Source organism: Aquamicrobium terrae (assembly GCF_052978165.1).
In genome coordinates, this window is the sequence record NZ_JBRKLZ010000001.1 from 120,985 (window position 1) to 146,765 (window position 25,781).

The window sequence follows — 25,781 nt, forward strand, 5'->3', positions numbered from 1 at the left end:
GAGCGGGTGTTCATCCTCGGCGTGGCCGACGCCCTCGGTGAGGGACGAGAAGGGCGCGAACGGTCCCGAGCATCTGAAGAATGGCACGGGCCGTCTGCATCTCGATCAGCTACCGAACTTTGTCCAATACCTATGGTCGACGCCGACCGCGCACGACGAGCGGCGGCCGGGAGCAGACATCCATTCAACACAGGGCGCCAATTTGAGCAGAGACGCGGCGTTGTGGACAACACCATCGGCGGGCGACGGCCTGCGCGGAGGGGTGATCACGGAAGCGATGTCGGGGTCGAGCCTGACGCAGCAGGTGAACACACTTTGGGCGTCGCCACGCGCCATCGAGGGCGAGAAGGGCGGCAAGTGGCAGAAGTCGGGCAGCTCTCCGGCGGTGAAGACATTGACCGGGCAGGCGCTCGATCTGGAGGCTTACACCTCGGCGAACATCTGGCCGACGCCAACAGCAATGAACCGGCCACGCTCCGACGAGACGCTGGAGAAGTGCAGGGCGATTCGGAAGGCGAAGGCCGGCCAAAACACGGTGCCGCTATATCTGGAGGACCTAGCCTCCCGGATTTCCCTCCCGGTCCCGGAGACCTCGAAGGATGGCGCGCAGTTCTCGGACGAGCGCCGGAGCTTGAACCCGCTTTTCGTCGAATGGCTGATGGGCTGGCCTCCCGGCTGGACACTGCTCGTGTGGACCGACTTCGCATGCTCGGCAACGGAGTTGTCCCGCTACAGGCAGCGTATGCGTTCCGCACTCTCGCAACTCGCCTTGCCGGCCGAGGCTCCACCGGCGCAGCTCGCCTTGTTCGGATGATGGGGGTGGGAGGATGAGTGACTTTTCACCCCGTTTCACTGCCGTTGATGCCGACCGCGCCTATGACGAGTGGGGCGCGAATTGCGGGCCGGGCGCGATAGCCGCGATCTGCGGACTAACGCTCGACGAGCTGCGGCCGCACATGGGTGATTTTGAGGACAAGCGCTACACCAACCCGACGCTCATGTGGCAGGTGCTGCACAGCGTTGGAGCACGTTTCAAGGCTCGGGCTGGCCAATTCGGCTCGGCCGATCTGCCTGCCTACGGATTGGCACGGGTGCAATGGGAAGGGCCCTGGACGCAGGCCGGCGTGCCTATGCGGGCCCGATACCGGCATACCCACTGGATCGGCGCCGCGCAACGCGCGAACTGCGGCGGCGGTGTGTCGATCGGCATCTTCGACATCAATGCGATTGGCAACGGCTCGGGTTGGTGCGCCCTTCAGGACTGGGAAAGCATCCTCGTGCCGTGGATTTTGGAGGAATGTGTTCCCCGCGCCAACGGCCGCTGGCACTTCACCCATATCGTTGAGGTGGAGCGATGACGGCGAGTATTGCGCGGATGCAGCGCTCCTGCCCATGCTGCGGCCAGCCTATGCACGCCGGCCGGGCGCCTATTGAGGCGCTGGAGGCTGCACCGCTCACGCCGTCGGAACGGCTGATCGTGCAGGCGCTTGCCCGGATCTATCCACGCGGCACCACGAAGGCGCATCTGGTTGATGCCCTCTATGCGGCGGACCCGAACGGTGGGCCTGAAACGGCCAGCATGGTCATCGGGGTGCACCTGGCGCACTTGCGAAAGAGTTTGTTGGCCTACGGCTGGACGATTCCTCGTTGTTCTGCTGGGCGCGGCGCACAATCCCGCTACAGACTGGAACCGCTGCCATGAGTTCGGTTCTGAAAGCCTTCGTCGAGGAGGCCCGCGGCGTCTCCATCAAGGAAGCGGCCGAGCGGCTGAACCTTGCCTTCAGCCCGAAGGGCGACGAGCATCCGCAGCCATGCCCGGTGTCGGGCGGCACCGATCGCTTTTCCTTCAACACCTCGAAAAACAACTGGATTTGCCGCCACTGCGATGTCGGCGGCAAGGATGCGATCGGAATGGCGGCGCACTGCCTGGAACTCGACCTGAAGGACAAGGCCGGCTTTCTGGAGGCCTGCAAGGCCGTGACCGGCCGTGATATACCCGAGGGCGGGGAACGGGAAACCGAAGAGGCGCGTGCCGAACGGCTCGCTCGCATCGAGGATCAACGGCGGCGCAATGCCGAGGCCGAGGCGAAGCGCGCCGAGGATCAGGCCGGATTTCGCGAAAGGGAGCGGAACAAGGCGCGCGGCATCTATCACGCCGGCTCCGTGCTCGTTTCCGCCGCCCTGCCGAACGGCCGCTTCTACCTGATGAATCGGGGTTGCGGCGTGCCCGACGATCGATGGCTGCGCGTATCGGCCGAGGTGCCTTATTGGCATGGGCAGGATGCCAACGGCCGCCCGGTCGAGATCTATTCCGGCCCCGCCATGATCGCGCCGTTCCTCGATCCGGCCGGCGAGATTGTCGGCTGCCACATCACCTGGATTGATCTTCAGTGTCCGCCGAAGTTCCGGCCGCTGCTAGTCGATCCTGACACCAGTGAAGTGTTGCCGACCAAGAAGATGCGCGGCACCAAGAAGGGCGGGCTCATCCCGTTGTGTGGCCAGCCATCGTCCCGTCGCTGGCTTGGCGCCGAAGGCATTGAGAACACATTGGCCTTCGGACGCTATGAGGCTTTTCGCGAGGACACTTTCTATTTCGCCGCCGGTGACCTCGGCAACATGGTCGGCCCGGCCGATCCCAAATCGCGTTTTGCGCATCCGAGCCTGACGAAGCCGGACAAGAACGGGCGCGAGCGGCCGATCTCGGTCGCGGGGCCGGTGCCGCTGATGCGGGATCGCCGCGACGCCGCAGGTGCGCAAACCGGAAATGTCGAGCCCGATGCCATGGTGGTTGCCGATCATGTCGACGAGCTGGTGTTGCTGGCCGATGGCGATTCGGAACGGGTGATGACCGCCGCCGCGATGGCGCGGGCGCGTGCCCGTCATGCGCGTGTCGGCCGGCGCATACCGGTGGTTTGGCCCCGGCCGGGAACCGATTGGGCGGGCCTGCTCGCCGGAACAGCATTCGAGAAAGACGGGGTCTGTGCGTGACGGACAGGAAAACCAGTGGTGTGCCCGATGCCGTCGCCGCCATGCTCGAGGAGGCCAACAGACAGGCGGCGCTGGCGGCCGGTGAGGCCGTCGCGGACGATAGCCCGCAGCGCGAAGCCGAGCCTCGCGTTGGGGGCGCGAACCTTCTCGCTACATTCGCACCCGAAGCGCCAGAAATGGCTGCGGACCCCGCAACCCCCGAAGACCATGTCGTGCAATGGTGCGCCAGGCTGGATCACTCTGACACCGATAATGCCGCGCGTCTGCTTTCGCACTTCGGCCGCGACTTGCTGGTCGTCACCCAGACCAAGGCTCGCGCGCCCTTGTGGGCTGCGTGGACAGGGCGGAACTGGGATGCCGACACGGGCGGCCCTCGCGCCTTCGCAATAGCGCAGAAGGTGGGCAGCCGCATTGCCATGGAAATCCCGCTGATCGGGCCGACCGAGGCGGAAGCCAAGGTGCTGGCGATGGCCGAGGCGCTGGCCGACAAGGCGCCGGATGAACTGAAAGCCTCCGAAAAGGCTACGCTCGATCTGGCAGGGAAGATCGGGGAGCGGGTGCGCAAGCGCAAAGATAGCCGCATGAAGCACGCCGTCACCTCCAAGAACAAAGGCCGCATCGAGGCGATGCTCGCCTGCGGCGGACCGCACGTCATGCGCGATCCGAACGCCTTCAACGCCGACAAGCTCAAGGTTGCCGTCAACGGGCATACGCTGGTTTTCCGGAAGTTTGTCCGCGACGAGGTTATCCATCGTGGCGATCCGGACAATGAGCGGGAGATCGAGGTTCCGGATGCCGAGATGATCGTTCATCAGGGTCACCGGCGCGAGGATCTGATCACCCAGGTGGTGCCGGTCGATTACGACAAGGATGCGGACTGCCCCCGATGGCGCGCCTTCATGAGCCAGATGCTGCCGATTGCGGATGTGCGCCGCATGGTGCAGGTGGCGTCCGGTCTCGGACTGGTCGGTATCACCGTGCAGAAGCTTTTTTTCCACTACGGTGCCGGCGCCAACGGCAAATCGGTCTACATGGAAACACTGTGCCGGCTGCTCGGTGACGCGGCGGTGACCTTGCCTGCATCGTCGTTCATCGGTGAGGGCGCATCGGGCGGGCAGGCGACGCCGGATATCGCCCGCCTGTACGGGCGAAGGATGCTTCGCGTGAAGGAATTGCCCGAAGGCGAGGAATTGCGAGAGAATTTCGTGAAGGAGGCGACGGGCGGCGAAGCCTTGAGCGCGCGTGATCTCTTTCTCGGCTATTTCGATTTCGAGCCGCTGTTCACTGCGCACATGTCCGGTAACGGGTTCCCACGCATCACCGGCACCGACGAGGGTATATGGCGACGCATGGCCGTGGTGCACTGGCCGGTACAAGTGCCTGTCGAGGCCCGACTACCATTCGAGGAAATGGTCGCGCGCTTCGAACCGGAATATCCAGGCATTCTCAACTGGCTGATCGAGGGCGTCCTGATCTATCTGCGTGACGGCCTCAAAATCCCTGATGAGGTGACGGCTGCCACCGCCGAAATGCGCTTCGAGATGGACCCGACGGCGCAGTTCTGTCGCGATTGCGTGGTTGCCGACGAGCAGGGCGAGGTGCGCGGCAGTGCCTTGTACGACGCCTATGTGCGGCATGGGGAGGAACAGGCCGGCGGCAAGCAGCACGCCAACCTGATCAAGATCCAGCGCTTCGGACGCATCATGAAACGAAAATATGGCTGGCGTGACGATCGCGGAACCATTTACCGTGTCCGCCTCCATGACGTGCCGGCCAAAGAGCCGCCCCACACCTATCCCGATGGCTATGGAGGCCCCGGAAGCTGACCCCGCAACCCCATCGGCATGTCGCCGGATTGGTGCGGGGAGGCGGAAATTGCAGGGATTTGCAGGGATATGCACCATGTGGTGCACCATTCCTGAAAGAGGGGAACGGGGAATGAAATCAAAGACTTGCACCGTTATGCACCATTTTCCCCGCGCATATACTCGAGAACAAAAAGGGGCGAGGGGAGCCTTGAAAATTATCTCTCATACGTAAGCGCTAGGGAAAAATACTGCATAATGCTGCAAGCCATTGAATAATAACAGAAAATATTGGTGCTTAATGCTGTCAATATTGGTGCTGGAATGGTGCGAAATGGTGCAGAGACTGGAAAAGGTGGCCTGACATGAAGACAAAAACCGTTGAGGAGTTGCTGGCGTGGGCTTTTGTTCATGAATTACCGAAAGGCGGGGGCGTGGACGGGCTGGACAGCATGAATTCGGCCTGGCGCATGTTGCAGGCGTCTTCCTGGGGCAAGGTCACCGCTTTTGCCGAACTGATGGCGAAGGTGGATGTTGACCGGGGCGACGGCGGCACATGGCTGGAGCAGGGCGAGCCGCATGACGACGCCATCGTGATCGGGCAGGCGGTCAGCGATCTAGCCCATTGCGACACCTTCATCCCGCCCGGCTGGAATGCCTTGGCTGACTGGTCAGACGATGATGGGTTGGTGATGACGGCGGTGAGCAGGGCGGTGGAGCGCTACCGGTTGCGCTCGGCCCAGCGCCGCGGTGCAGGCATCGTCAGCCTGATCGTCGGCACCGCCATCCTCGGGCGCGAGCCGAACTGGCAGTCGGAGCCGTCGAATGTCAGGATGGTCGAGCGGGCAGGGCGCCCGGCTTGGTTCATGATCCGCAAGGCGACGGACGAACTGGGGCGCGAGTTCGAGATCGAGGTTGATGGCTTCAACCGCAGGGCCGGGCGTCCCCATCGTGGTGCCTATCGCCGTTATGAGTTTTCGGTCGACCCGACCGGCGATATTCTGGCGCGTCTCGACTACCAGATATGGGTCGCGGCGTTGCGGCATCTGGAGCAGGAGCTTTCCGGCAGACTGGGGAGCCACCGTGTTGCGCATTCCGACCGGTCCATGACGCCATGGCTCGAGCGGGATCGTGGTGGTGTTCGGCTCTTTGTGCGGACCGCCTCGAAAAAATCCGCCGTTGCCTGTTGACCTGCGGCAGAAACTTGACCTATACCTTGTCACGGATAAAAAGATCACCCGCCCGGGCAACCGCGGCGGGTTTTTCTATGGGTGACCGGATGTCTGTCGTCATTGCGAAATGGGCGGACAACCATATCAACCTGTTCGGCAGTCGCGTTGAAAAGCTGCATCGGCAGTTTCCGGTGGTGCTGCCACGTATTGTCAATCAGGTCGGCGACCGTTCGAAGACGCAGGTTATCCGCGCGTTGACGAAACAGACCGGCCTGCCGCGCCGGACCATCGTCAAGGCTGTCGGCGATCCGCGCCGGGCGAATGGGCGGCAACTGTCCTATGAGATGGTCACGCGGGGCGGAAACATCCGCTTGAAATATCTCGCGCCGAGGGAGACGCGGCCCGGCGTCACGGCTGCCCCATGGGGAAAGCGAACGCTGTTTGGCGGGACGTTCATGAAGGGTGGCCGCTTCCCGAACCGGAAGACGGTGGCGAAGTTCGATGGCCATGTTTTCCGCCGACTGAATACATCGGGCACGAAGATAACCCAGGCACGATCCGGCATGTTCATCCCGGTGGAGATGACGCGGGATGCGACGCGCGCGGCTTTCGAGCGGACGGCGGCGCCATTGCTGCAGGTGAGGATCGACGCGGCGCTGCGCAAGCTGCTGCCCTGACCCCCCGGTCTAGGGACCGTATTCCGGCAAAAACCCGGCACGGAGCGGGGCTACTGCGGGAATTTGCCAGTCGCACCATCGAAAAAATTGGGTTGTCACGGTTGTCAGCGGCATAACGGAAGTTGTCAGGATGGCTGCCGGTGAAGATGTGATGACGACGCCGGCCGAGGTGGCGGCGCGCGATGGTGTGACCAAGCAGGCCGTGACGAAACTGGTGCGGCGTCTGGTCGAGGAACACGACCTGCCGGTCGAGCGCGATGGCCGCGACAGGATCGTGCGATTTTCGCTGGCGCACTACGACCACTATCGCGGTGAATTCGCGAGTTCGGAGAAGGTCGCCGCGGCTCGTAAAGACGCGCCGTCCATTCAGCCGGCGAATTCGAGCACATCGCGCGATGAAGCGCTCCGGCAGGAGGCCTGGCTGAAGGTCGGGCGCGAGAAGCTGCGCAGGCAGGAACATATAGGCCAGTTGGTGCGCGCCGACAGGATGCGGGACGCCTTGACTGTCTGCGGCCGGGAAATCCAGTCGAGCATCGCCCGCCTTCAGAACAAGGCCGACGACATGGCGCTGGCCGTTTCGCGCGAGGGCTCGCACGGACTGAGGGTCCTGTTGCGGCAGATAGCGTTCGATCTGAACATGGAAATCGCCGGACGGCTCGCGGCCATCGTGGAGACGGCGGCCGAACATGATGACGTGCTTGAGGACGAAGAGCTTTGAGCATCCATGTCGGTCCAGGCCATCCCGGCGCGCTTCGGCTTGCCAGCCTTGCCCTCGCAGAGGCGATCAGGCCGCGACCACCAGCTCGCTTCCGAGACTGGTTGCCTCAAAACATCGTGCTCGTGGACGGGCCGAAAAAGGGAGAGTTCTGGGCGCTGGAAGACGCGCCCTATCTCGGCGAGATCGCCGATTGCCTGTCGATCGAGCATTCGTGCAATCTTGTCACGGTGCGCAAGTCGCAGCAGACCGGCGTCTCGATCCTTGCCTTGGCCTGGTCGCTCTACATCGCCGACACCGCGCCGGACAATACGATCTACGGCTTGCCGTCGATCGATTTCTTGCAGGACATGAACAGCCAGAAGCTCCAGCCTCTCATCGAGGCCTGGCAGAAGGAGACCGGCAAGCGGGTGATTTTTCCTGCGGTCAGCCGTTCCGGGGCGGGTTCGACGATCTACGAGAAGCGCTTTGCCGGCGGCTCGCTGATGCTGGCCAATGCCAATGTGGCCACCGACCTGTCGGGCAAGACCACGCGCTACGGCGTCAAGGACGAGGTGTCCAAGTGGCAGACCCACATCAACGGCGACGATCCGGAGACGCTGTTCTTCGGCCGCTTCACCGCGTTCCGGCGGACGAAATCGTTCAAAATCTTCGAACTGTCTACGCCGGAAATCGACACGGGTGACGAGCTGGGAGATGCGCCGGGGCATTGCCGGATTGATCGTTCGTTCAAGCGATCCGACCAGCGCTTCTGGAACATCGAGTGCCCGGAATGCGGAGCATGGCAGAAGCAGTTCTACGAGAACTTCATTCTCGACCGGGACCATCCGCACCGATCCCGCTATCTGTGCGAGAACTGCTCTCACGAGATTTCGGAGACCGAGCGCGTGATCGGCGTCCGCAACGGACGGTATATCGCGACCGCATCGGGGCCTGACAGGCACCCTGGTTTTCACGTCGACGCTTTCGATTCGCTCATGATGAGCTACGAGGCGATCGCGGAGGACGTGCTCAACCACGCCAAAGCCGGAGGGCTCGGCGAGAAGGGCATCTACAACCTTGTGCTGGGTTTGCCGGCCAAGGTGAAGGGCAACGCGCCCGAATACGAGCGCCTGATGGAACGGCGCGAGCCGTTCGCCGAAATGACGGTGCCGGCCGATGGCCTTATCCTCGTCGCGGGCGCCGACGTGCAGCACAACGGCATCTGGTGCGTGGTCGTCGCGTTCGGCGAGGATCGGCAGAGTTGGGTGCTGGGTGTCCGCTTTTTCGAGGGAGCCACGGACAATCCGGGCGAGGGCGCCTGGGAGAAGCTCGACGCATTCCTGATCGCACCGCTCGACGATGCATTTGGGGGCCAGCGCAATATCGAGGCGCTGGCGGTCGACGGCGGCGACGGCGGCCGCACCAACCAGGTGCTCGAATGGTGTCGCCGGCGGGCGAACGCCTATGCGATCAAAGGCGTCGGCGGGCGCGGCGTGCCGGCGATCAGTGTGCCGGCGAAAAAGTCGGTCACCAAGCGCGGCAAGCGCAAGCGCTTCGGCAGTGCGATGCTGTGGCCGGTTGGCACGTGGGGGCTCAAGTCGGAATTCTTCGCCAATCTGCACAAGCCCGGCCTGCGTTCCGGTGAGCCTGCTGACCCGCCAGGCTATGTGCATTTCGGAGAATTCCTGCCGAAGGAATACTTTTTGCAGATCACGGCCGAGACCTTCGTGGCCGAGGTCGTACGCGGCAAGATTCGTGAGGACTGGAAGGTCCTGCGCCGCGACAATCACTGCCTCGACGCCCAGGTGTATGCCATGGCCATGGCCGAACTGCTCGGCCTGTCGACGATGAAGGCTGACGACTGGGCGGCCTTGCGTGAGCGGTGGAAGCCCTCGTCTGAGCCGGATTTGCTCGACGGGTTGCGCCGCATGGCAAAGGCAGCGGAAGCACCGGCCGAGCCGGTGGAAACAACAGGTGACGAGGCCTCGAAAGCCCGTCGACAGAAGTGGAAACGGCGAACATGAAGCTGCTCGACCGGATATTCGGCAGGGGAGGCGCGTCCGCTCCGCGTCCGTCGCCCAAATCCGGATATCTGCGCGACAGCCGGTCAAAGATCCTTTCGACCCGCGGCGCCTCGTTGCGCCATCATCGCGACGATGTTCGGATCGCATGGCGACGCGCGGCCGGTCTTGCCATGGACATTATCCAGAATTCGGGGCGGCTGCGGGGGGCGGTCGACCAGGTCATCGCCGACACTGTCGGCGTCGAGTTGATCCTCAACCCGGTTCCGGACCTTTCGAAGCTCGGCTACGACAAGAAGGAGACGGATGACTTTGTCAGGCTCCTGAAGGCGGAGTGGAAGCACTGGGCGTGGAACCAGCGGGAATGCGACCTCAAGGGTAAGTTCATCGCGCCGCAGATGGTCGACGTCGCCCTGCGCCATGACGTTGTCTATGGTGAGGCGCTGATGCTCATGGACTATATGCCCGCTGGGCTGCGCCGACGCTATGGTATCGGATCGGGCGCCAAGATGTGCCTGACCACGCCGACCTCTCTGGTGCAGGACACCAATGCCTTCGAGAACATCTATCAGGGCGTGATCCATGACGAAATCGGTCGCCCGAGCGCCTACCGCCTCGCCGAGAAGGAAGACGGTCTCACCGTGAAGCGAGACTATCGCGCTTACGACGCGGCTGGGCGGCAGATGGTTGCGCATGTCTTCGACCCGGTAGACAGCAATGACGTGCGCGGTATTTCCCGGCTCGTACCAGCCTTTCGTGAGTACCTGCAATGGGAAGTGCTGGTCGATGCCACGGTGCAAGCGCAAATCTTGCAAACCGTGTTCGCGCAGGTGCTGACCAGCGAGAAATTCTCGGCCGAGGCCTTTGAGGCCATAGAAGCCCTAGGCGAGGGGCAGGACGAGAGGAAGCTGCGCGATGAGTACCGCGACTATTTCCTCGCGACGCTGGAACAGGCGTCGGAAAGCGAAATCTCGGTTGGCAGCGACCCCAAGATTTCACACTTGGGTCCGGGCGAAAAGCTGGAGCTGATGTCTACGGGCATTCCGGGACCGCAGTTTCTGCCGGTTTCGACAGAATTGCAGCGCGGCATGGCGCGAGCCATCGGCATCAGCCATGCCAGCTATACGATGAACTACGAGGGCGCGACCTATTCGTCGACGCGTATGGAGGGCGCTTCGCTGCATCCGGTGGTGACGCGCCGGCGCGAGCGTATCGCGGCGCCGATCTGCCAGTTAGCCTACGAGCACCGCGTCGATGAGCTGATAGGAACGGGGAAACTGCCGTTCAAGGGTGGTTACGAAGCCTTCTTGGCCAATCGTGACAAGATCCTGTGGGCTCAATGGCAGGGGCCGGCAAAGGCGACCGCCGACGACCAGAAGAGCGCCAAGGCAGCGAGCGAGCGCCTGCTCAATGGCACCTCGACGCTGGACATGGAATGCGCCGAGATCGGCGCCGACGCAGAAGAGGTCTTCGAGCGGCGGGCTTACTGGCACAATCGTTATGTCGCAGCCGGCATGCCTTCGCCGTTCGTGCGCAATCCCGGCTCGGGCGAGCAGAAGGAAGATCTCATCCCGGCCGACAAGTCGCAAAAGAAGGAAGATGCGTGATGGCTGCCGGGGATGTGGTCATCAACGGTGTCACCGTCGATATCGACGATCCGTGCGCGCTGGTGAAGGAACTGCGGAAGGCCGAACTGATGCTCGCCACCGGTGGCGGCATCGTGCGGGCACGTTTTGGGGATGATGACGTCCAGTTTTCGAGCGCCAGCCTGTCGGCGCTGCGCGAGCTGATCAACCGCTACGAGGTCTTGTGCGCCGCAAAATGCGGCACGCGCCTGCGCTATGCAAAGAGGATGCGGTTCGTCCGCTAAATCGCCATGACATCGTTGATACATATTGCCGACCGGGTGTTGAACCGGCCGCTTCTTGTCACGCGCGACAAGGCGCAGGTGGTGCTTTCGGTGCTGGCTGGCCGCATCGGCGTCAACGCGCCGGAGGCGAGCCGTTTCGAAGGCTCATCTATCGTCGAGGACGATAATGGCGCGCGCCGATCCGTGCCTTATCGCGTCACGCGCGAGGGCGTCGGCATCGTCACCATTACCGGTTCGCTGGTCAATCGCGGCGCGTGGGTTGGCGCGTCATCGGGCCTGACCTCCTATGAGGGGATCGGTTACCAGTTGAAAACGGCGCTGGCTGATCCATCGGTCCAGTCTGTTATCCTCGACCTGCATTCGCCTGGCGGTGAGGCTGTCGGTGCTTTCGAAGTTGCCGCCCTGGTGCGCGATCTTGCCGCCCGCAAGCGCACGGTCGCCATCGTCAACGGCATGGCGGCATCAGCCGCCTACGCCATCGCATCTGGTGCGACCGAGATCGTCACGACCGAGACCGGCGTTTCCGGGTCAATCGGGGTCGTCCTGCTGCATGCGGATTTCAGCCGGCAACTCGACCGTGAGGGCATCACGCCGACACTGATCCATGCCGGGGCGCACAAGGTGGACGGCAATCCGTTCGAACCGCTCTCGGACGATGTGCGCGAGGACCTGCAAGCTGAGGTTAACGCCTTCTACGACGCGTTTCTCGCCACCGTCGCCAAGGGCCGAGGCAACAGGCTTACCGCTGCCGCAGCCCGGAAGACCGAGGCTCGTACTTTCATCGGACAGGATGCCGTCTCAGCCGGAATTGCCGATCGCGTCGGCAGTTTTGAGACCGTGCTTTCCGAACTTTCCCGCGCCACCACGCCGAAGGGCGGGCGCTCAACCTCGCACAACGGGAGATCATCGATGAGCGAGACCAGCGGCGCGCCCGCCGCCGAAGTTGCGGGCATTACACAGGCCGAACACGACGCGGCCGTCAAGGCGGCGGCTGACACGGCGCGTGCCGAAGGCAGCAAGGCGGCCACCGATCGTCTCGTTGCCGCGCTCGGTGCCGAGGGCGTCAAGGGCGACGCCGGCCGCATGGCCGCTGCGCTCGACCTCGCGGTCAAGTCGCCCGGCATGTCGGGCGAAGATGTGGCGACGTTCGTCGCCGCAAATGTGGCCAGTTCCGGCAAGGCGGATGCCCACGCGGACTATGAGGCTGCGCGCCTCGCCGCTTCCGGCCAGTCGCAGCCTGCGCCACGCGCGGGCAAGAAGGCCTCCATCGACACCAGCGGCATCTATGCCGCCCGTCGCAAGCAGAGCCAGGAGGGCTGATCGATGCTTGATATCAAAACCATGGGGCCGCGCGCTCTGGCCTTTGTTCTTTCCGAAGGCAACGGGATGATCTCGCGCGACGTTGTCACCATCGCTTCGGGTGCAGGTAAGTTGGAGCCCGGTACGGTGCTCGGCCAGATCACGGCCAGCAAAAAATTCGTCGCCTCTCCGAACGCCAGCGTGGAAGGTTCGGAGGGTGCCGAAACGGCCAGGGCCGTTCTGGCCTATGGCGTGGACGCCACCGATGCCGATGTCGAGGCTGTCGTCGTCAGCCGTCATGCGGAGGTCAAGGACCCGATGCTGGTTTTCCACGCGTCGGTCGACAACGACACCAAACGCGGTGCGAAGCTTCAGCAGCTCGCGTCCGCCACCATCATCGCTCGATAGGAGGGCTTCATGTCCGGCATGGTAGACATCTGGGATGGTGAGGGCTTCACCATCGAATCGCTGACGGCGGCGATCAACAACGAGCCGTATCGACCGGGGCAGATTTCGGCCAGCGGCATCTTCGAGGAAGAGGGCGTGACCACCACGCGCATCTCGATCGAAGAGCGCAATGGCAAGCTCGGGCTGGTCGAGCCCAGCAAGCGCGGTGGGCCCGGCGAGACTACCGATGACGAAGATCGCAACCTGATCCCCTTCGACATCGATCACTTCCAGCGCGATGACTCCGTGCTGGCCGACGAAGTGCAGGGAGTGCGCGCTTTCGGCACCACAGACCAGCTCGAAACGATCCAGGACCGGGTGGAACGCAAGGGCAAGCGTCACGCGCAGGACTTGACGATGACGCTGGAGCATCTGCGGGTCGGCGCCATCAAGGGCATCGTCACCTCGAAAAGCGGCAAGACGCTGATCGATCTCTACAACCGTTTCGGTATTGCCGTTCCCGCTGCCGTGTCTCTGGAGCTGGATGTCGAGGCGACCAAGGTGGCTTCTCTCTGGCAGGATGTCATCTATTCGATCGAGGACGATCTCGATGAGCCGTATGACGGCATCCATGTCTTCACCGGCCGCGATTTCCACAAGTCCCTGTGGACCCACAAGTCGGTGACGGAAACGTTCCTCTACCATGGCGGTGCCGCAGTTCTGCGACAGGACGTTCCAGATGTCTTCCAGTTCGGTGGCGCCACCTGGGAGCGTTACAGGACCGGTGCGAAGGCGACTTCCGACCTTGGCTCGCCTTACATCGCCGCCAACGAGGCCCGCGTCATCGTCAAGGGTGTCCCCGATCTGTTCATCACCCGGTTCGCTCCCGCCGATTACGAAGAGACTGTGAACACGATCGGGCTGCCGTTCTACATGAAGCAGTATCCCAAGCCGAACGGAAAGGGCCGGAACATCGAGATCCAGATGAACCCGATCAACCTGTGTACCAAGCCCAAGACGCTGCGCAAGTTGACGCTCACCTGATCGGCTTCAGTTCGCCATATGGACCCCGCGCCCCAAGCGCGGGGTCATTCATCTCCGGCAAACTCTCGGCGTGGAGAGCTTGTCCGACCTGAAAGGAGAAATCCGATGAGCAAATCCAGCACCATGTATATCGCATTCCCCAATGGCGGCATTATTCCTGCGAAACTCGTGGATGAGACGGAACGCAGAGTGGGGCCGCACGAGGCGGTGAAGGTGCCGAGAGACTATGGCGAGAGCCTGGTGACCGATCGCTTCGCCTATGAGGCCGATGCTGCAGCGGCAAAGCCCGCACGCAGTGCGCGTCAGTCGGAACCGGATGCTCATTCCGTCCGTGAAGCGGCTTTGAAGAAGGCCGAGGCTGACATCGCCGCACGCGAAACCGCCGTGAAAACGGCCGAGGCCGCATTGGCCGAGCGGGAAGCCGCGGTTGCGAAGGCCGAGGCTGACATCGCCGCCCGTGAGGCCGAGGCGAAGACGGCCGAGGGCGCGTTGGCCGAGCGTGAAAGCGCAATTGCCAAGGTGGAGGCCGATCTGAAGAAGTCGGACAAGTCTCTGTTCGGGGCCAAGGACTGATCGTCGATGATCCCCGCGCGTTTTCATGCCCTCCGCAACCGGGTGCTGGCGGTGACGGATCACGTCTTCGCCGAGCCCGTGCGGCTGCACCCGATGAAAAAGGGCGTGGTCGATCCTGATCGGCCGGTGGTCGAGATCGAGGCGATCTTGCGCGTCGGGGGCGGCAAGGAAACGCTGGTTTCCGGGCTTCGGACGGACAAGGCGTGGCGATCGAAGATTCAGGCGCAGCGCGCGGAACTGCATGTCGATCGTACGAAGTATCCTGATCTCAATTGCCGTCACGGGGACAAGGCGCGTGGTCTCGCGCGCCCGGGCGAGCCGTGGTTCGAGATTCTTGGCGTCGACGATCGCGGTGAGACCCGCCTCATCCTGCAGCTCGGGGAAGCCTGATGCTGACCCGCATTGCCCTCCGTATCGCGGCTGTCGAGGCGCTCAAGGGAGCGACACTGGTCGGGAATAATGTGCTCGACAGCGAAATCGGTGCCATCGACATTGCGGCGGATGGCAGCGTCCGGACCGACGCGGACAAGCCGTTCATCGCGGCCTATACCGATGCCAGCAAGGTCGAGGTCGATCTGGCTGGCCGAGCCCTGCAGAAGTCCGGCCCGCTCGATATGGTGCTGGAATATGGCGTGACAGCCGCCATGACGGTGACCGATGAGGAGACCGGCGAAAGTACGGTGATGGCCGGCATTCCGGCGACCGATGCCGGATTGGAATTCACCCTCGATCTGATCGGCTACCAAATCTCGGCCGCGTTGGCCGACCCGGACAATGAGTGGGCCGATATCTGGCGCTCTATCGCTGGCAATGTCCAGAAGATCGAGCGGAAGCGGACGGCCGATGCAGCGGGCGGCACTCGGGTCGCAGCGCAACAAATGACGATCACCGTCGACCTGATGGCCGATCCGATCAAAGGCGAGACGTTGCGCTCGACGGCTACCATGACGAAATTTTTTGCGAGGGCCCTGTCATCGCCCGATCCTGTGCTGGTCAAAAAGGCCCAGGCGATGCAGGCGGCGCTTGCCGGAGCCGACCCCGACTGGAAGCTTGACATGCGCCGCTATGGCCTCACCGACGATGAGGCCTGCAAGATGCAGATCAAACCGGTCGAGGGTGCCCCGGAGACAATCAGCGAGGTGATCATCCGATGATCCCGCGAACGCTCCATGAGCAGATGGCCGATCTTTATCGGCGGGTTGCCGAGGTTGAGCGGCGGAACCGCAACCGCAAGCGTACCGGCAAGGTTGCCGAGGTGGACTATGGCAAGGGTGTCGCCCGTGTCGAACTGTCGACCCAGGAAGGCAAGACTTACCTGACGCCATGGATGCCCTGGAAAGAGGTGGCCTCGGGTGGCATCAAGAGCCACATTCCGCCGACCAAGGGAGAGCAGGTGGACGTTGTGTCGGAAAGTGGCGACCTGACCGATGCCGTCATTGACATGTCGGTGCCATCGTCGGCCAATCCACGGCCGCACGATGGACCGGAGGCGGTGATCACCAAAGGAAAATCTCGCATTACGATCGCGGATGGATCGGTCGAAATCGTCGCGGACGTGACGATCAGGGGGGCGCTCGCTATCGAAGGGGCGAGCGTTACCCACAATGGCAAGAACATCGGTGATACCCATCGGCACAAGGGTGTGCAGCCCGGGCCGGCGCTGACAGGCGAGCCGGCCTGAACCGGAGGCATCCAATGAAGAAAATCTACGAGGTGTCGGCCGCCGGTGAGGTGGCCGGACGCTGGCATGTGGCCGGTGAGCGGATCGAGATGACCGAGGCGGAGGCGAAATATCTCGCGCCGCCACTCGGCACGATCCTGATCCCCGTGGTTGAAAAAAGGAAAGTCGACCATGGCAAGTTCGACGGGCGTCAACGCAAGCGCCGGCACCGTGCTGACCGACTGGTCGCACGTCCAGCAGTCGATAGCGACGATCCTGACCACGCCGATTGGTAGCCGCATCATGCGGCGCGATTTCGGGTCGAACCTGTTCGACCTGATCGACGCCAAGATGGTGCAGAAAAATGTGCTGGCGGTTTATTCGGCAACGGCGCTCGCCATCGCCAGGTGGGAGCCGAGGTTCAGGGTGACCAAAGCCAGCATCGACGAGCTTTCCGCCGCCGGCCGGCTCGTCCTCAACATTTTCGGAACATATTTCCCGCGCGGGCACCTCGGCGATTATTCGATTGCCGAGGATGGCGTGGTGCGGGTGGTGCTTGGTGGTCGCAATGGCTGATCCGCTTGCTCTGCCGTCGCCCTCGATCATCGAGGGCCTCGACTATGAGGCTATCCTTGGCGCGCTTATGGCGGATGTGCGCGATCGGTTCGCGGGGGCCGGGATCGACTACGATGTCGGGCACCTGGAAACCGATCCCGTCAAGATCGTCCTCGAGGCGGCAGCCTATCGGGAAATGCTTTTGCGCGCCCGGGTAAACGACGCGGCGAAGGCCAATCTGGTCGCGTTCTCCGAGGGAACAGATCTCGATCATCTGGCCGCATTCTATGATGTTGCTCGCTTACAGGGTGAACTGGACGAGGCGCTGCGAGAGCGCGTCATTCTCGCAATCTCCGGGCGCTCAACTGCCGGGCCGCGTGACTGGTATCGAGCCGCCGCTCGTCGCGCCAGCGATCGGGTCAAAGATGCGGCCGTCTATCGCATCGGGCTCGGCCCTGACATTCGCGTGGCGGTGCTGGCTACCGACAACTACGGCGAGCCGGATGCCGCTCTGCTCGCGGCCGTGCGGAATGTGGTGACCAGCGATGCTGTTCGGGTGATCTCGGATCGAATCGAGGTTATCGCCGCTACCAGCACCACGGTCGACCTGGCCGCCGATGCCTGGTTGCTGCCGGATGCGCCCCAGACTGTGTTTGATGGGTTGGAGGATGGCTTGCGCGCGGCCCTCGCCGCGCAGGGTGGTCTCGGCTTTGACGTGACCCGTTCTTGGCTTGTCGCCACCCTGCATCAGCCGGGTGTGCAAAAAGTTGTCCTGCACACTCCCGCATCCGATGCCGTTGTCGGCGACAATGCAGCGGCGACGCTTGGAACGGTGGCTTTGACCTACAAGGGGCGCGGTCGATGACGGATCGCCTGCACCTTCTGCCCAGCAATTCGACGCTGCTGGAACGGGCGATTTCCGAGGCGATCGATCGCACCCCGGAACTCGGCCCGGGTGTCAACGCTCTGCACAGCTTCAAGCTGCGCTTGCCGGTGCCCGAAAGCGTGCTGCCGTGGTTGGTGATCGAATATGGCCTCGGCCCGATCACGCCCTATCTGCCGGACCTCGCAACCGTCATCGAATATGGCGTGAGATGGAACCGGGTCAAAGGCACGCCACAGGGCATCCGCGAGGCGCTGTCATGGCTCGGTTACACTTACGACACGCTCTACGAGGCTCCGACGCACCGCACGCGCTGGCATCTGTTCGAGCTCGAGCTTGATCGCTTCTGGGATGGCGAGGCTGACCTTGATGTGATCGAGGCGGTGGTGCGGCTTTCGGAGCCGGCCCGCTCGCCGTTCTGGCGCGGCTGGCGCGAGTACAACGTGCGCGAAATCGAATGGAGCAAGAGGCGTTGGAGCCAGGCGATCTGGGGTGATAGCTCGGGCGTGCGCCTGCATGATGGCGGGGTGAAGTGGTCGTTCGGCCGGACGCATGAGCCGGAGGGCGGCAGCTACGACCTGACCTACAGCCAGCTTGCGGCCCTTGGCGTCTGGTCGATGCCATCGGTGTCGGGCAGCGTGTCATGGGGGGCGTTCCCGTGGACCACGCCGGGCCTGTCGTGGTCCTCGGGTGGTGATAAGGCCTGGTACACCGTCCTGTCGGCGGGCCTGTTGCCGAAATCGTGCTGGGTCGGCCTGCTTCGCGCCGACGGATCGGTGATCGGCTATCGCCGTGCACGCGCCTGGCATTCCGTGGCGTCGGAATTTGGCGGCATCTACGAGGTCGGCGGCAGTCGGTACAATCTTGCCGGCGGCAATACGCCGCGCCTCTATGTCGAGGCTCTGACCGGCTTCGGCGAAGGCATTGGCGACGAGGCGACCGCATGGACTGTCGTGCTCGATGGCGATCTGCCGGCCGACGTCAAGCCGGGCGTCATGTGGCTCGACGGGGACTCGTTGGTGGGCGGCGTGCGGCTTGGCACCTTCGACATGGATGGCAGCGTCGTGCTCGGCCAGACCTCGCGAGAGCGGCTGCGCTGCATCGTGCACATGGACAGTTCGACGGTGTTCCGCAGCGAGCCAGCAGCCTTGATGCTGGGCGACGAGGACGGCTTTGCAGTCGACTTTGCCGCCGATCAGGTCTTTGTCCGTGATCGCGTGGATACCGCAAAGAACTTCATCGGCCGTGCGGCTGAAAAGGTCACTGTTGCCCGTGCGTCCGGTGCAGGTCGGTGGAATGCCGACCGCAAGTTTGAATGGCTCGGCAACGAATTGCCGCGCCTCGATCATGATCCGGTGACCGGCGAGCCCCGCGGCCTTTTGAGTGAGATCACGGCAACAAACTGGGTCACCAGATCGAACGACTTCGAAACCGGGCGTACCAAAGTTGGTCTGACGGTGGTGGCAAACGCGGCCGTGGCCCCCGACGGATCAATGGCTGCTACCCGCCTTATCGAGACCACGGCCAACGGAGCGCAGAGATATGTCAGGCTGAATGCGATTATTGTTCAGGAGGGCACGCAGTTCACCGCATCGGTGTTTGTGCGGCCCGACGCCAATCGCAAAGGCGTCACGCTGTACCCATACAACGTTGCGAATTCGGGCCACGGCAGCGTTGTCGACTTCAATCTTGAAACCATGACGGCGGTGCCGTCAGGCGGCTTCGGTAGGGCGGAAATCGTACCTCTGGCGGACGGATGGTTCCGACTGACAGTCGCATTGGACCTTCCTGAACCGGCAACAGAATTTAGCTTCGCGGTGTACTTTTCCAATGACCCGACCAACGGTAATGCCATCTACGATGGTGACGGCGTGTCCGGCATCGCGATATGGGGCTCGCAGGTGGAAGCCGGGTTGCGGGCTACGACGTACGTACCGACCGAGGCCGCTCCTGCCACCCGGGCAACTGAAATGCCCTTGGTGCCGATCGAGGCCGTGCCGTATGACGCGGAAGCTGGAACTTTGCTGGTTGAGGGGTGGTGCGACCGGCTACCGGAGACGCATGGATTTGTCGCCGCACTTCGGCTTGCGACCAGCTACAGCCATCGGGCTGGCCTGGTTCTCCGTCCTGATAGAGGCTTGCTCATCACAAGCCGCGACGGTGCAGGAACTTATACGGCATTGATCGGGTCACTCCCCGTCGAGCTTGGGCGATATCGGGCGGCGGTCGCTATCGATACTGGCTTGCGAGGCGTGTTGAACGGAGGCCCGATCGCACAGATCGCCACGGTTGCCGATGTCGAGCCCACCAGAATTGGCATTGCCTATGGTTCCTACGGTGGCGGCAACAATGTCAATCTCGGGTCGCATGTCCGGTCGTTGCGGTATCTGCCGCGCGCCATGAGCAATGCCGAATTGCAGGCATGGAGCGCATTGTGATGGATAGGGTCGATATCTATCTGCGCGCGACCGGTGAGGCCGAACTGATTGCTGCCCTCCCATGGGCACGCGAGCAGGATGGCGACGCCGAACCGCATTGGTACACCTGCGGCGATGGCTGGGCTCTCGACATAATCGGGCCGGTGATGATTGCCGCCGGCGCCTATGATGATGATGGCGACGAGCTTGTAGCTCCCGTCATCGATCAGCGTTTTCACGCAAACCTGCGCTGCACGCCAGAACTTGCAGATGCGATCCCGACCGGTGTCAGGATCGCCCCACCTGAAACACCCGCCCGCATCTGGGCAGGCACGCCACAGGAATAGTCATGTCGCACGAACATAAGAGCGGGCTCTCCGGGGCCTACGACCGCGCGCGTGCGCATCCCGAGTGGGATGAGGTCATCACGCGCGAGCAGCATGTCGCGCAGGCTGCGGAACTGGTCGAGGCGCAGACCATCCTGCGCCGCAAGATCAGGGCCATCGGCGACCTGACGGCACGCGACGGCGACCGCATCGAGGGTGGTGAGATCATGATCGACGCCGATGCCGGCACGGTTACGCTCACCGCCGGGCGCGTCTACGTCGCCGGCCGGGTGCTGCCGGTGGCCGGCGTGACCCTCTCGGGCGTGCCGATGATCGGCGCGGTGACGGTCGGCGTACGCCTGGTCGAGACGTGGATCACCGAGGAGGATGACCCGTCGCTGATGGGACTGCATCCCGGTTCGGATGCCGAGGGTGAGGCCGGCGCGGCGCGTGGGATCGTGTCGTTGGATTGGGGCTTTGCCGACGACGGCAAGCCTGGCGATCTCTATTCCGTTTATCTGCTCAAGGATGGTGTGGCGATCGACCAGTCGCCACCTCCGAACCTCTCGGGCATCAACGCGCAGATCGCGATCTACGACTACGACGCCAACGGCAATTATGTCGTGTCCGGCTGCAAGGTGACGGCGCTGGGCAAGGATGCCGGTGACCAGGTGTTTTCGATCAGCGCGGGCACGGCTAACATCAATGGCTTCAAGCGTGTGCGTCACGCCGCCATCCGTCATCGTGAGCCCGAAGCATCCGACCAGATGCGTATCCCGACGGAGGTGCATACCTTCGGCAGCAACCCGACCACCATCACGCTCAATCACGGCCCGATCGCAACCATCAATCAGGTGATGGTCGAGAAAGAGATCACCGAGACGGTGACGCGCGGCGGCACGCCGAACGGGAAGGACAATCTTGCCAACACCGGTGTGCTGTCCATCGTCGAGGTCAAAGCTGGCGGCACCACTTATGTTGAGGGCACAAGCTTTGTCCGCACTGGCGACACGGTGGACTGGTCGCCGGGCGGTCCGGAACCAACTTCGGGTACCAGCTACACGGTCAAGTATCGGTTTCTGGGCGTCGTAGCGCCTTCGGTGGTCACGGCGACCGCGATTACCGTCGCGGGCGGTGTCAATGGCGGTCAGGTGCATGTCGACTATGACTTCCATTTGCCGCGAGTCGATATCCTTGGCCTCGATGAGGACGGTCTGCCGATCTACATCAAGGGGATTTCCAACCGGGCCAACCCGCTTCCGCCGCAGGTTCCCAGCGACGTGCTGCCGCTGGCGATGATCGACAACAAATGGGGTGGTAAACCCGACATCGCCTGGGTCGGTATTCCGGCGATGACGATGGAAGACAACTACAAGCTCAAGATGCGCCTGATCGACACGCTCAATCTGGTTGCCCTTGAGCGATTGCAACGCGACATCGACAGTCGTGAACCGGTGGCGAAGGCTGGCCTCTTTGTCGACCCTTTCACCTCCGATCGCTATCGCGACGCGGGCGCGCCGCAGACAGCCGCGGTGTTCGACGGTCTGATCCGCCTGCCGATCACGGTGACGCACCATGCGCTCAACCAGCCGGGCGTGACCTTGCTGGACTGGACCGAGCGCGTTGCGGTCGAACAGCCACTTGCCACGTCCTGCCGGCTGATCAACCCCTACATGAATTTCGAGCCGATGCCCGGGCAGATGAGCCTGACGCCGGCATTCGATTTCTGGACGGAGACGGCAACAGAATGGACCTCGGACAGCACGCAGGCGATCGCTGTGCCCGTCACCACGTCGACACGCGGCAACACGATCACCACGACCCGGCAGGTCGAGGACACCCGCGTTGTCGACGAGCGTGAAGAACTGCTCGACTTCCTGCGCCAGATCAATGTGGCTTTCGAAATCAAGGGTTTTTTTGCAGGCGAAATCCTTGATGAACTGACCTTCGACGGAATCGACATCACGCCGACGCCAAAACTGGCGGCCGATGGCACCGGCAAGATCACCGGCACCTTCACGATCCCGGCGGATGTCCCGGCCGGTTCGAAGGCCGTGGTCGCGACCGGGCAGGGTGGCAGCGAGGCGGCGTCCGTATTTGTCGGGCAAGGCGTCATCGATATCACCACGATGCGCCGCACCATCACGACAACGGTTTCGGAGCAGGTGATCCAGCAGGCGAAGCGGAAAGAGCGCCCGCCGGGCGGCTGGGCCGATCCGCTGGCGCAAACTTTCACGCTCTTGCAGGGCCGCCATCTTGCCGGCGTCGACATCAAAATTTGCGCTATCGGCAATCCCGAGAACGCGATCGTTCTGGAGATCGTAACTGTCGAAAACGGCATCCCCACAGCTGATATCGTGGCGCAAGCCTATTACGACATGCATGCGGCGGTGATCGGTGACTGGACTGCCATCCGCTTCGCTTATCCGATCTGGCTGTCAGGAGGTGTCGAGTATGCCTTCGTCGTCAAGACCGATGATAGCCAGCATTCGATCCACACCGCGAAGCTTGGCGATTTCGATGCCGTCAATCAGCGCCCTGTGGCCAGCCAGCCCTATTCGATTGGTACCATGCTCTCGTCGGCCAATGCGCGGACATGGACCCCGCATCAGGAGGAAGACATCACCTTCCGCCTGATCGAGGCCCATTTCGCGCCGGTCACCAAGACGGTGCCGCTCGGGACGTTCAACGCCGGCGCCATGTCGGACCTCCTGATTATGGCCGAGGTCGAGCTGCCGACCGCCGCCGCCTCGCTGCATTTCGAGGTGGAACTTTTGGACGGTTCGGTCACCTTGCTGCGGCCGGGGCAGGCATGGGAGCGACAGGACCATTATAACGGGCAGGTCAAGGTCAGGGCGGTACTGTCGGGCTCGGCGACGGTCTCGCCAGTGCTGTTTCCCGTCATTTTGGCGGTGGCAGGAAAGCTCGAGGCAACCGGAACCTACATCAGCCGGGCCTTCGACATAGGCACTGCGGTCGATCTGATCGCCTGGCTCAAGACGTACATCCCCACCGGCTCATCGATCGCTCTGGCGGTGGATAACGGAGCGGGCTCGTTCAGTAGCGTCGCTCAAACGGCACAATCGCCACTGCAAGACCCCGGCTGGGTCGAGCGGCGTTATGCGAAATCCGGTCACACCGCCAACCCAACCGGCAGAGTCCGCCTGATGCTTTCGGGAACCCCGGCGGCGCGCCCTATGGCCTACGACTTCCGCGTCATCTCGGCACCTTAAGAGGACCACGATGCCTATCGAAAACGTGACGCCCAACCGGGGCTATCAGTTGCCGCACGCGGCGAACGATCTGATCGATGACGTGTCCCGGCTCATCGCCGGGCTGCTGGGCGTCGATCTGGATGTTGCCAATATTCTGGCGGCGCTGCTCACCAAGGCCGACAAAGACCATGAGCATGTCATCGCCGACATCGTCGGGCTGGCGGCTGCGCTTTCAGCGCGGCAGGAGACTGCCGCCAAGGGGCAGGCCAATGGCTACGCCTCCCTCGGCAGCGACGGCAAGGTGCCGGCCGCGCAGCTTCCGTCGACGGTCTTCGGCGCGCTTTCCTACCAGGGCGCATGGAATGCCAGCACGAACAGCCCGACGATCCCGGCGGCGAATGCCGGGAACAAAGGGCACTACTATAAGGTGTCGGCGACCGGCACCACGACGATCAGCGGCATCAACGACTGGGAGGTCGGCGACTGGATCGTTTCGAACGGCACCACATGGGACAAGATCGACAATACCGACCAGGTGCTTTCGGTCGCCGGGTTGCGCGGAGCCATATCCGCGGAGGCTCTCAAGGGCGCGCTCTCGATCGGCGTGGCCGATGTTGCAGGTCTCGGAGGCGCGGCCACCCTCAATATCGGAAAACAAACCGGAACGGTTGCTGATGGCGGGGCCGCACTCCAATACCAAAAGGCCCTTGGTGGGGGCGAAGACCTGAATACGATCAGAGAGCCGGGTGCCTATTCCCAAAACCAGAACGCGGGAGCGGCAAGCGGATCAAACTACCCTGCGCCCACTGCGGGTTTGTTGGAGGTCATCGATGGCGTAGCCACGAACGTCAAGACAGTCCAGCGTTACACCCTATATTCCACCGGGCGGCTGTACTGGCGCATCGGGACAACCTCGGCATGGTCGGCTTGGAAAGAGGCCGTCACGCCTGACACGCTGCCGCCGCCCCCAGCGTCAGCCAACAAACGCATCTATACTTCGTCGGCCACGTGGACCAAGCCAGCCGGCCTCTCCAAGGTTGTTGTGCATGTGCTCGGTGGTGGTGGCGGTGGTGGCGGCAGCGGCCACTCCTCATCGGGCGCGGGCAACCAGAACCTTGGGGGCCGGGGAGGTGGTGGCGGCTATGCCATGAAGGAAATCGCGGCGGCGCTTCTCCCCGCAACAGTTGGCGTTCAGGTAGGTGCTGGTGGAAACGCCGGGACCGCTGGAGGTAGCTCCGGGGGTTCTCCGGGGGGTAAAGGTGGCACAGGCGGAACGTCCTCCTTTGGTACTTTCTGTAGTGCTTCTGGAGGGGACGGAGGCACTGGGGGCTCTGGGACCACTAACGGAACTGCTGGAACCGGAGGCGACGGTACGGAGGGCATGATCCGCTGGTCTGGAAACCCAGACGGGGCCAGCGCCTTCTCGCCAGGACAGAAGACGCCCAATCCCACGCTATCTGCGGGCAGACCCGCTAGCGCCGCTGGCGTGGATGCTTCCAGCTATATACCGGGAACAGGAGGTTCCGGGGGGTGGAGTGTCGCCGGCACTGGTAGTGCCGTTGCAGGGCGCGAAGGTGGCGGTGGGTCGGATGGCTTCGTCATTGTCGAGGAGTATTTCTGATGGCTCGCTACGCCGTGATCGACGGCACGACCGTCGAAAACATCATCGAGGCCGAGGAAGGCTTTGAACTCCCCCGCAAGCTGCTTGTCCTTGCGGCAGAGGGCGCAGATATTGGCGGCACCTATGAGGATGGCGTGTTCACGCCTCCTCCGCCTCCACCGACACAGCCGGCGCCGGTCCCCGATCTGATTTCTCGTCGCCAGTTCTATCAGGGTTTGGCGGTTGCCGAGAAAATCAGCACGGCCGATGCCCTTGCCGCGATCAAGACCGGCACTGTCCCGACGGCCTTGCAGGCTATGTTGGACGCAATGACAGACCCGGGTGAACAGTTCGCGGTGGACATGCTCCTATCCGGCGCCGGAGAATTCAGCCGCAGCCATCCGCTCGTGATGGTTTTTGCGATTGCGCAGTCGATGTCCGAACAGGACGTGGACGATTTCTGGCGCCTCTGTGCTGCCCTGTAGGCTGACGCGCCGTCTCGTTTCCTGCCGGATAGCGCGCCAGCCTTTGCGGCCAGTTAGAACCGCCGGGCGGCTATAGCAGATCGGCATCAACAGACAATCGAATGAAA

General features: G+C 62.9%; 26 protein-coding genes. All 26 read left to right on the top strand.

Features of this window, described 5'->3' with window-relative positions:
• Positions 1-37: 37 nt before the first annotated feature.
• The 26 genes from ACVCNR_RS00735 to ACVCNR_RS00860 all read left to right on the top strand — a co-directional run bounded on the left by ACVCNR_RS00735 (position 38) and on the right by ACVCNR_RS00860 (position 25,674).
• Positions 38-814: a hypothetical protein gene (locus tag ACVCNR_RS00735; protein WP_447075727.1), complete on the top strand. Its 777-nt coding sequence runs from the start codon at positions 38-40 to the stop codon at positions 812-814.
• Between the two features lie 13 nt (positions 815-827).
• Positions 828-1,358 (top strand): hypothetical protein, encoded by a 531-nt coding sequence (locus tag ACVCNR_RS00740; RefSeq protein ID WP_447073406.1) that lies wholly within the window; start codon positions 828-830, stop codon positions 1,356-1,358.
• Entirely contained in the window at positions 1,355-1,702 is a 348-nt protein-coding gene (locus ACVCNR_RS00745; protein ID WP_447073407.1) for a helix-turn-helix domain-containing protein, read from the top strand. The genes ACVCNR_RS00740 and ACVCNR_RS00745 overlap by 4 nt, the downstream gene beginning before the upstream one ends.
• Positions 1,699-2,988, top strand: coding sequence for a DUF7146 domain-containing protein (locus ACVCNR_RS00750; protein ID WP_447073408.1), 1,290 nt, complete (start codon positions 1,699-1,701; stop codon positions 2,986-2,988). Before ACVCNR_RS00745 ends, ACVCNR_RS00750 begins: the two co-directional genes overlap by 4 nt.
• 176 nt (positions 2,989-3,164) lie before the next feature.
• Positions 3,165-4,814, top strand: a complete 1,650-nt coding sequence (locus ACVCNR_RS00755; protein WP_447075616.1) for a phage/plasmid primase, P4 family — start codon at positions 3,165-3,167, stop codon at positions 4,812-4,814.
• A 344-nt stretch (positions 4,815-5,158) separates the two neighbouring features.
• Complete coding sequence (locus tag ACVCNR_RS00760) at positions 5,159-5,983, top strand: hypothetical protein (RefSeq protein ID WP_447073409.1); 825 nt, start codon at positions 5,159-5,161, stop codon at positions 5,981-5,983.
• Positions 5,984-6,072: 89 nt separating this feature from the next.
• Complete coding sequence (locus tag ACVCNR_RS00765; protein ID WP_447073411.1) at positions 6,073-6,642, top strand: hypothetical protein; 570 nt, start codon at positions 6,073-6,075, stop codon at positions 6,640-6,642.
• A 130-nt stretch (positions 6,643-6,772) separates the two neighbouring features.
• On the top strand, positions 6,773-7,360 hold the full coding sequence (locus ACVCNR_RS00770) for a hypothetical protein (RefSeq protein ID WP_447073412.1): 588 nt from the start codon (positions 6,773-6,775) through the stop codon (positions 7,358-7,360).
• 101 nt (positions 7,361-7,461) lie between these two features.
• Positions 7,462-9,363, top strand: coding sequence for a terminase gpA endonuclease subunit (locus tag ACVCNR_RS00775; protein WP_447073414.1), 1,902 nt, complete (start codon positions 7,462-7,464; stop codon positions 9,361-9,363).
• Positions 9,360-10,967, top strand: a complete 1,608-nt coding sequence (locus ACVCNR_RS00780) for a phage portal protein (protein ID WP_447073416.1) — start codon at positions 9,360-9,362, stop codon at positions 10,965-10,967. Before ACVCNR_RS00775 ends, ACVCNR_RS00780 begins: the two co-directional genes overlap by 4 nt.
• Complete coding sequence (locus tag ACVCNR_RS00785) at positions 10,967-11,230, top strand: hypothetical protein (protein ID WP_447073418.1); 264 nt, start codon at positions 10,967-10,969, stop codon at positions 11,228-11,230. The genes ACVCNR_RS00780 and ACVCNR_RS00785 overlap by 1 nt, the downstream gene beginning before the upstream one ends.
• A 6-nt stretch (positions 11,231-11,236) precedes the next feature.
• Complete coding sequence (locus tag ACVCNR_RS00790) at positions 11,237-12,550, top strand: S49 family peptidase (RefSeq protein WP_447073420.1); 1,314 nt, start codon at positions 11,237-11,239, stop codon at positions 12,548-12,550.
• 3 nt (positions 12,551-12,553) lie between these two features.
• Positions 12,554-12,937, top strand: a complete 384-nt coding sequence (locus tag ACVCNR_RS00795) for a head decoration protein (protein ID WP_447073421.1) — start codon at positions 12,554-12,556, stop codon at positions 12,935-12,937.
• Between the two features lie 9 nt (positions 12,938-12,946).
• Positions 12,947-13,960, top strand: coding sequence for a major capsid protein (locus tag ACVCNR_RS00800; RefSeq protein WP_447073423.1), 1,014 nt, complete (start codon positions 12,947-12,949; stop codon positions 13,958-13,960).
• 105 nt (positions 13,961-14,065) lie between these two features.
• Positions 14,066-14,533 (top strand): hypothetical protein, encoded by a 468-nt coding sequence (locus ACVCNR_RS00805; RefSeq protein WP_447073424.1) that lies wholly within the window; start codon positions 14,066-14,068, stop codon positions 14,531-14,533.
• A gap of 6 nt (positions 14,534-14,539) precedes the next feature.
• Entirely contained in the window at positions 14,540-14,923 is a 384-nt protein-coding gene (locus tag ACVCNR_RS00810; RefSeq protein WP_447073426.1) for a hypothetical protein, read from the top strand.
• Positions 14,923-15,687 carry a hypothetical protein gene (locus tag ACVCNR_RS00815; RefSeq protein ID WP_447073428.1) on the top strand — a complete coding sequence of 255 codons (765 nt, stop codon included), beginning with the start codon at positions 14,923-14,925 and terminating at the stop codon, positions 15,685-15,687. The genes ACVCNR_RS00810 and ACVCNR_RS00815 overlap by 1 nt, the downstream gene beginning before the upstream one ends.
• Positions 15,688-15,710: 23 nt before the next feature.
• Positions 15,711-16,214 carry a phage baseplate assembly protein V gene (locus ACVCNR_RS00820; RefSeq protein ID WP_447073430.1) on the top strand — a complete coding sequence of 168 codons (504 nt, stop codon included), beginning with the start codon at positions 15,711-15,713 and terminating at the stop codon, positions 16,212-16,214.
• A 14-nt stretch (positions 16,215-16,228) separates the two neighbouring features.
• Entirely contained in the window at positions 16,229-16,489 is a 261-nt protein-coding gene (locus tag ACVCNR_RS00825) for a hypothetical protein (RefSeq protein WP_447073432.1), read from the top strand.
• Positions 16,386-16,769 carry a GPW/gp25 family protein gene (locus ACVCNR_RS00830; RefSeq protein WP_447073433.1) on the top strand — a complete coding sequence of 128 codons (384 nt, stop codon included), beginning with the start codon at positions 16,386-16,388 and terminating at the stop codon, positions 16,767-16,769. The genes ACVCNR_RS00825 and ACVCNR_RS00830 overlap by 104 nt, the downstream gene beginning before the upstream one ends.
• Positions 16,762-17,613 carry a baseplate assembly protein gene (locus ACVCNR_RS00835; RefSeq protein ID WP_447073434.1) on the top strand — a complete coding sequence of 284 codons (852 nt, stop codon included), beginning with the start codon at positions 16,762-16,764 and terminating at the stop codon, positions 17,611-17,613. Before ACVCNR_RS00830 ends, ACVCNR_RS00835 begins: the two co-directional genes overlap by 8 nt.
• Complete coding sequence (locus ACVCNR_RS00840) at positions 17,610-20,069, top strand: phage head spike fiber domain-containing protein (RefSeq protein WP_447073435.1); 2,460 nt, start codon at positions 17,610-17,612, stop codon at positions 20,067-20,069. Before ACVCNR_RS00835 ends, ACVCNR_RS00840 begins: the two co-directional genes overlap by 4 nt.
• Complete coding sequence (locus tag ACVCNR_RS00845) at positions 20,054-20,395, top strand: hypothetical protein (protein ID WP_447073437.1); 342 nt, start codon at positions 20,054-20,056, stop codon at positions 20,393-20,395. Before ACVCNR_RS00840 ends, ACVCNR_RS00845 begins: the two co-directional genes overlap by 16 nt.
• A 2-nt stretch (positions 20,396-20,397) precedes the next feature.
• On the top strand, positions 20,398-23,607 hold the full coding sequence (locus ACVCNR_RS00850; RefSeq protein ID WP_447073439.1) for a DUF4815 domain-containing protein: 3,210 nt from the start codon (positions 20,398-20,400) through the stop codon (positions 23,605-23,607).
• A gap of 10 nt (positions 23,608-23,617) precedes the next feature.
• Positions 23,618-25,210, top strand: a complete 1,593-nt coding sequence (locus tag ACVCNR_RS00855; protein WP_447073440.1) for a pyocin knob domain-containing protein — start codon at positions 23,618-23,620, stop codon at positions 25,208-25,210.
• Positions 25,210-25,674, top strand: coding sequence for a hypothetical protein (locus ACVCNR_RS00860; RefSeq protein WP_447073442.1), 465 nt, complete (start codon positions 25,210-25,212; stop codon positions 25,672-25,674). Before ACVCNR_RS00855 ends, ACVCNR_RS00860 begins: the two co-directional genes overlap by 1 nt.
• Positions 25,675-25,781 lie beyond the last annotated feature (107 nt).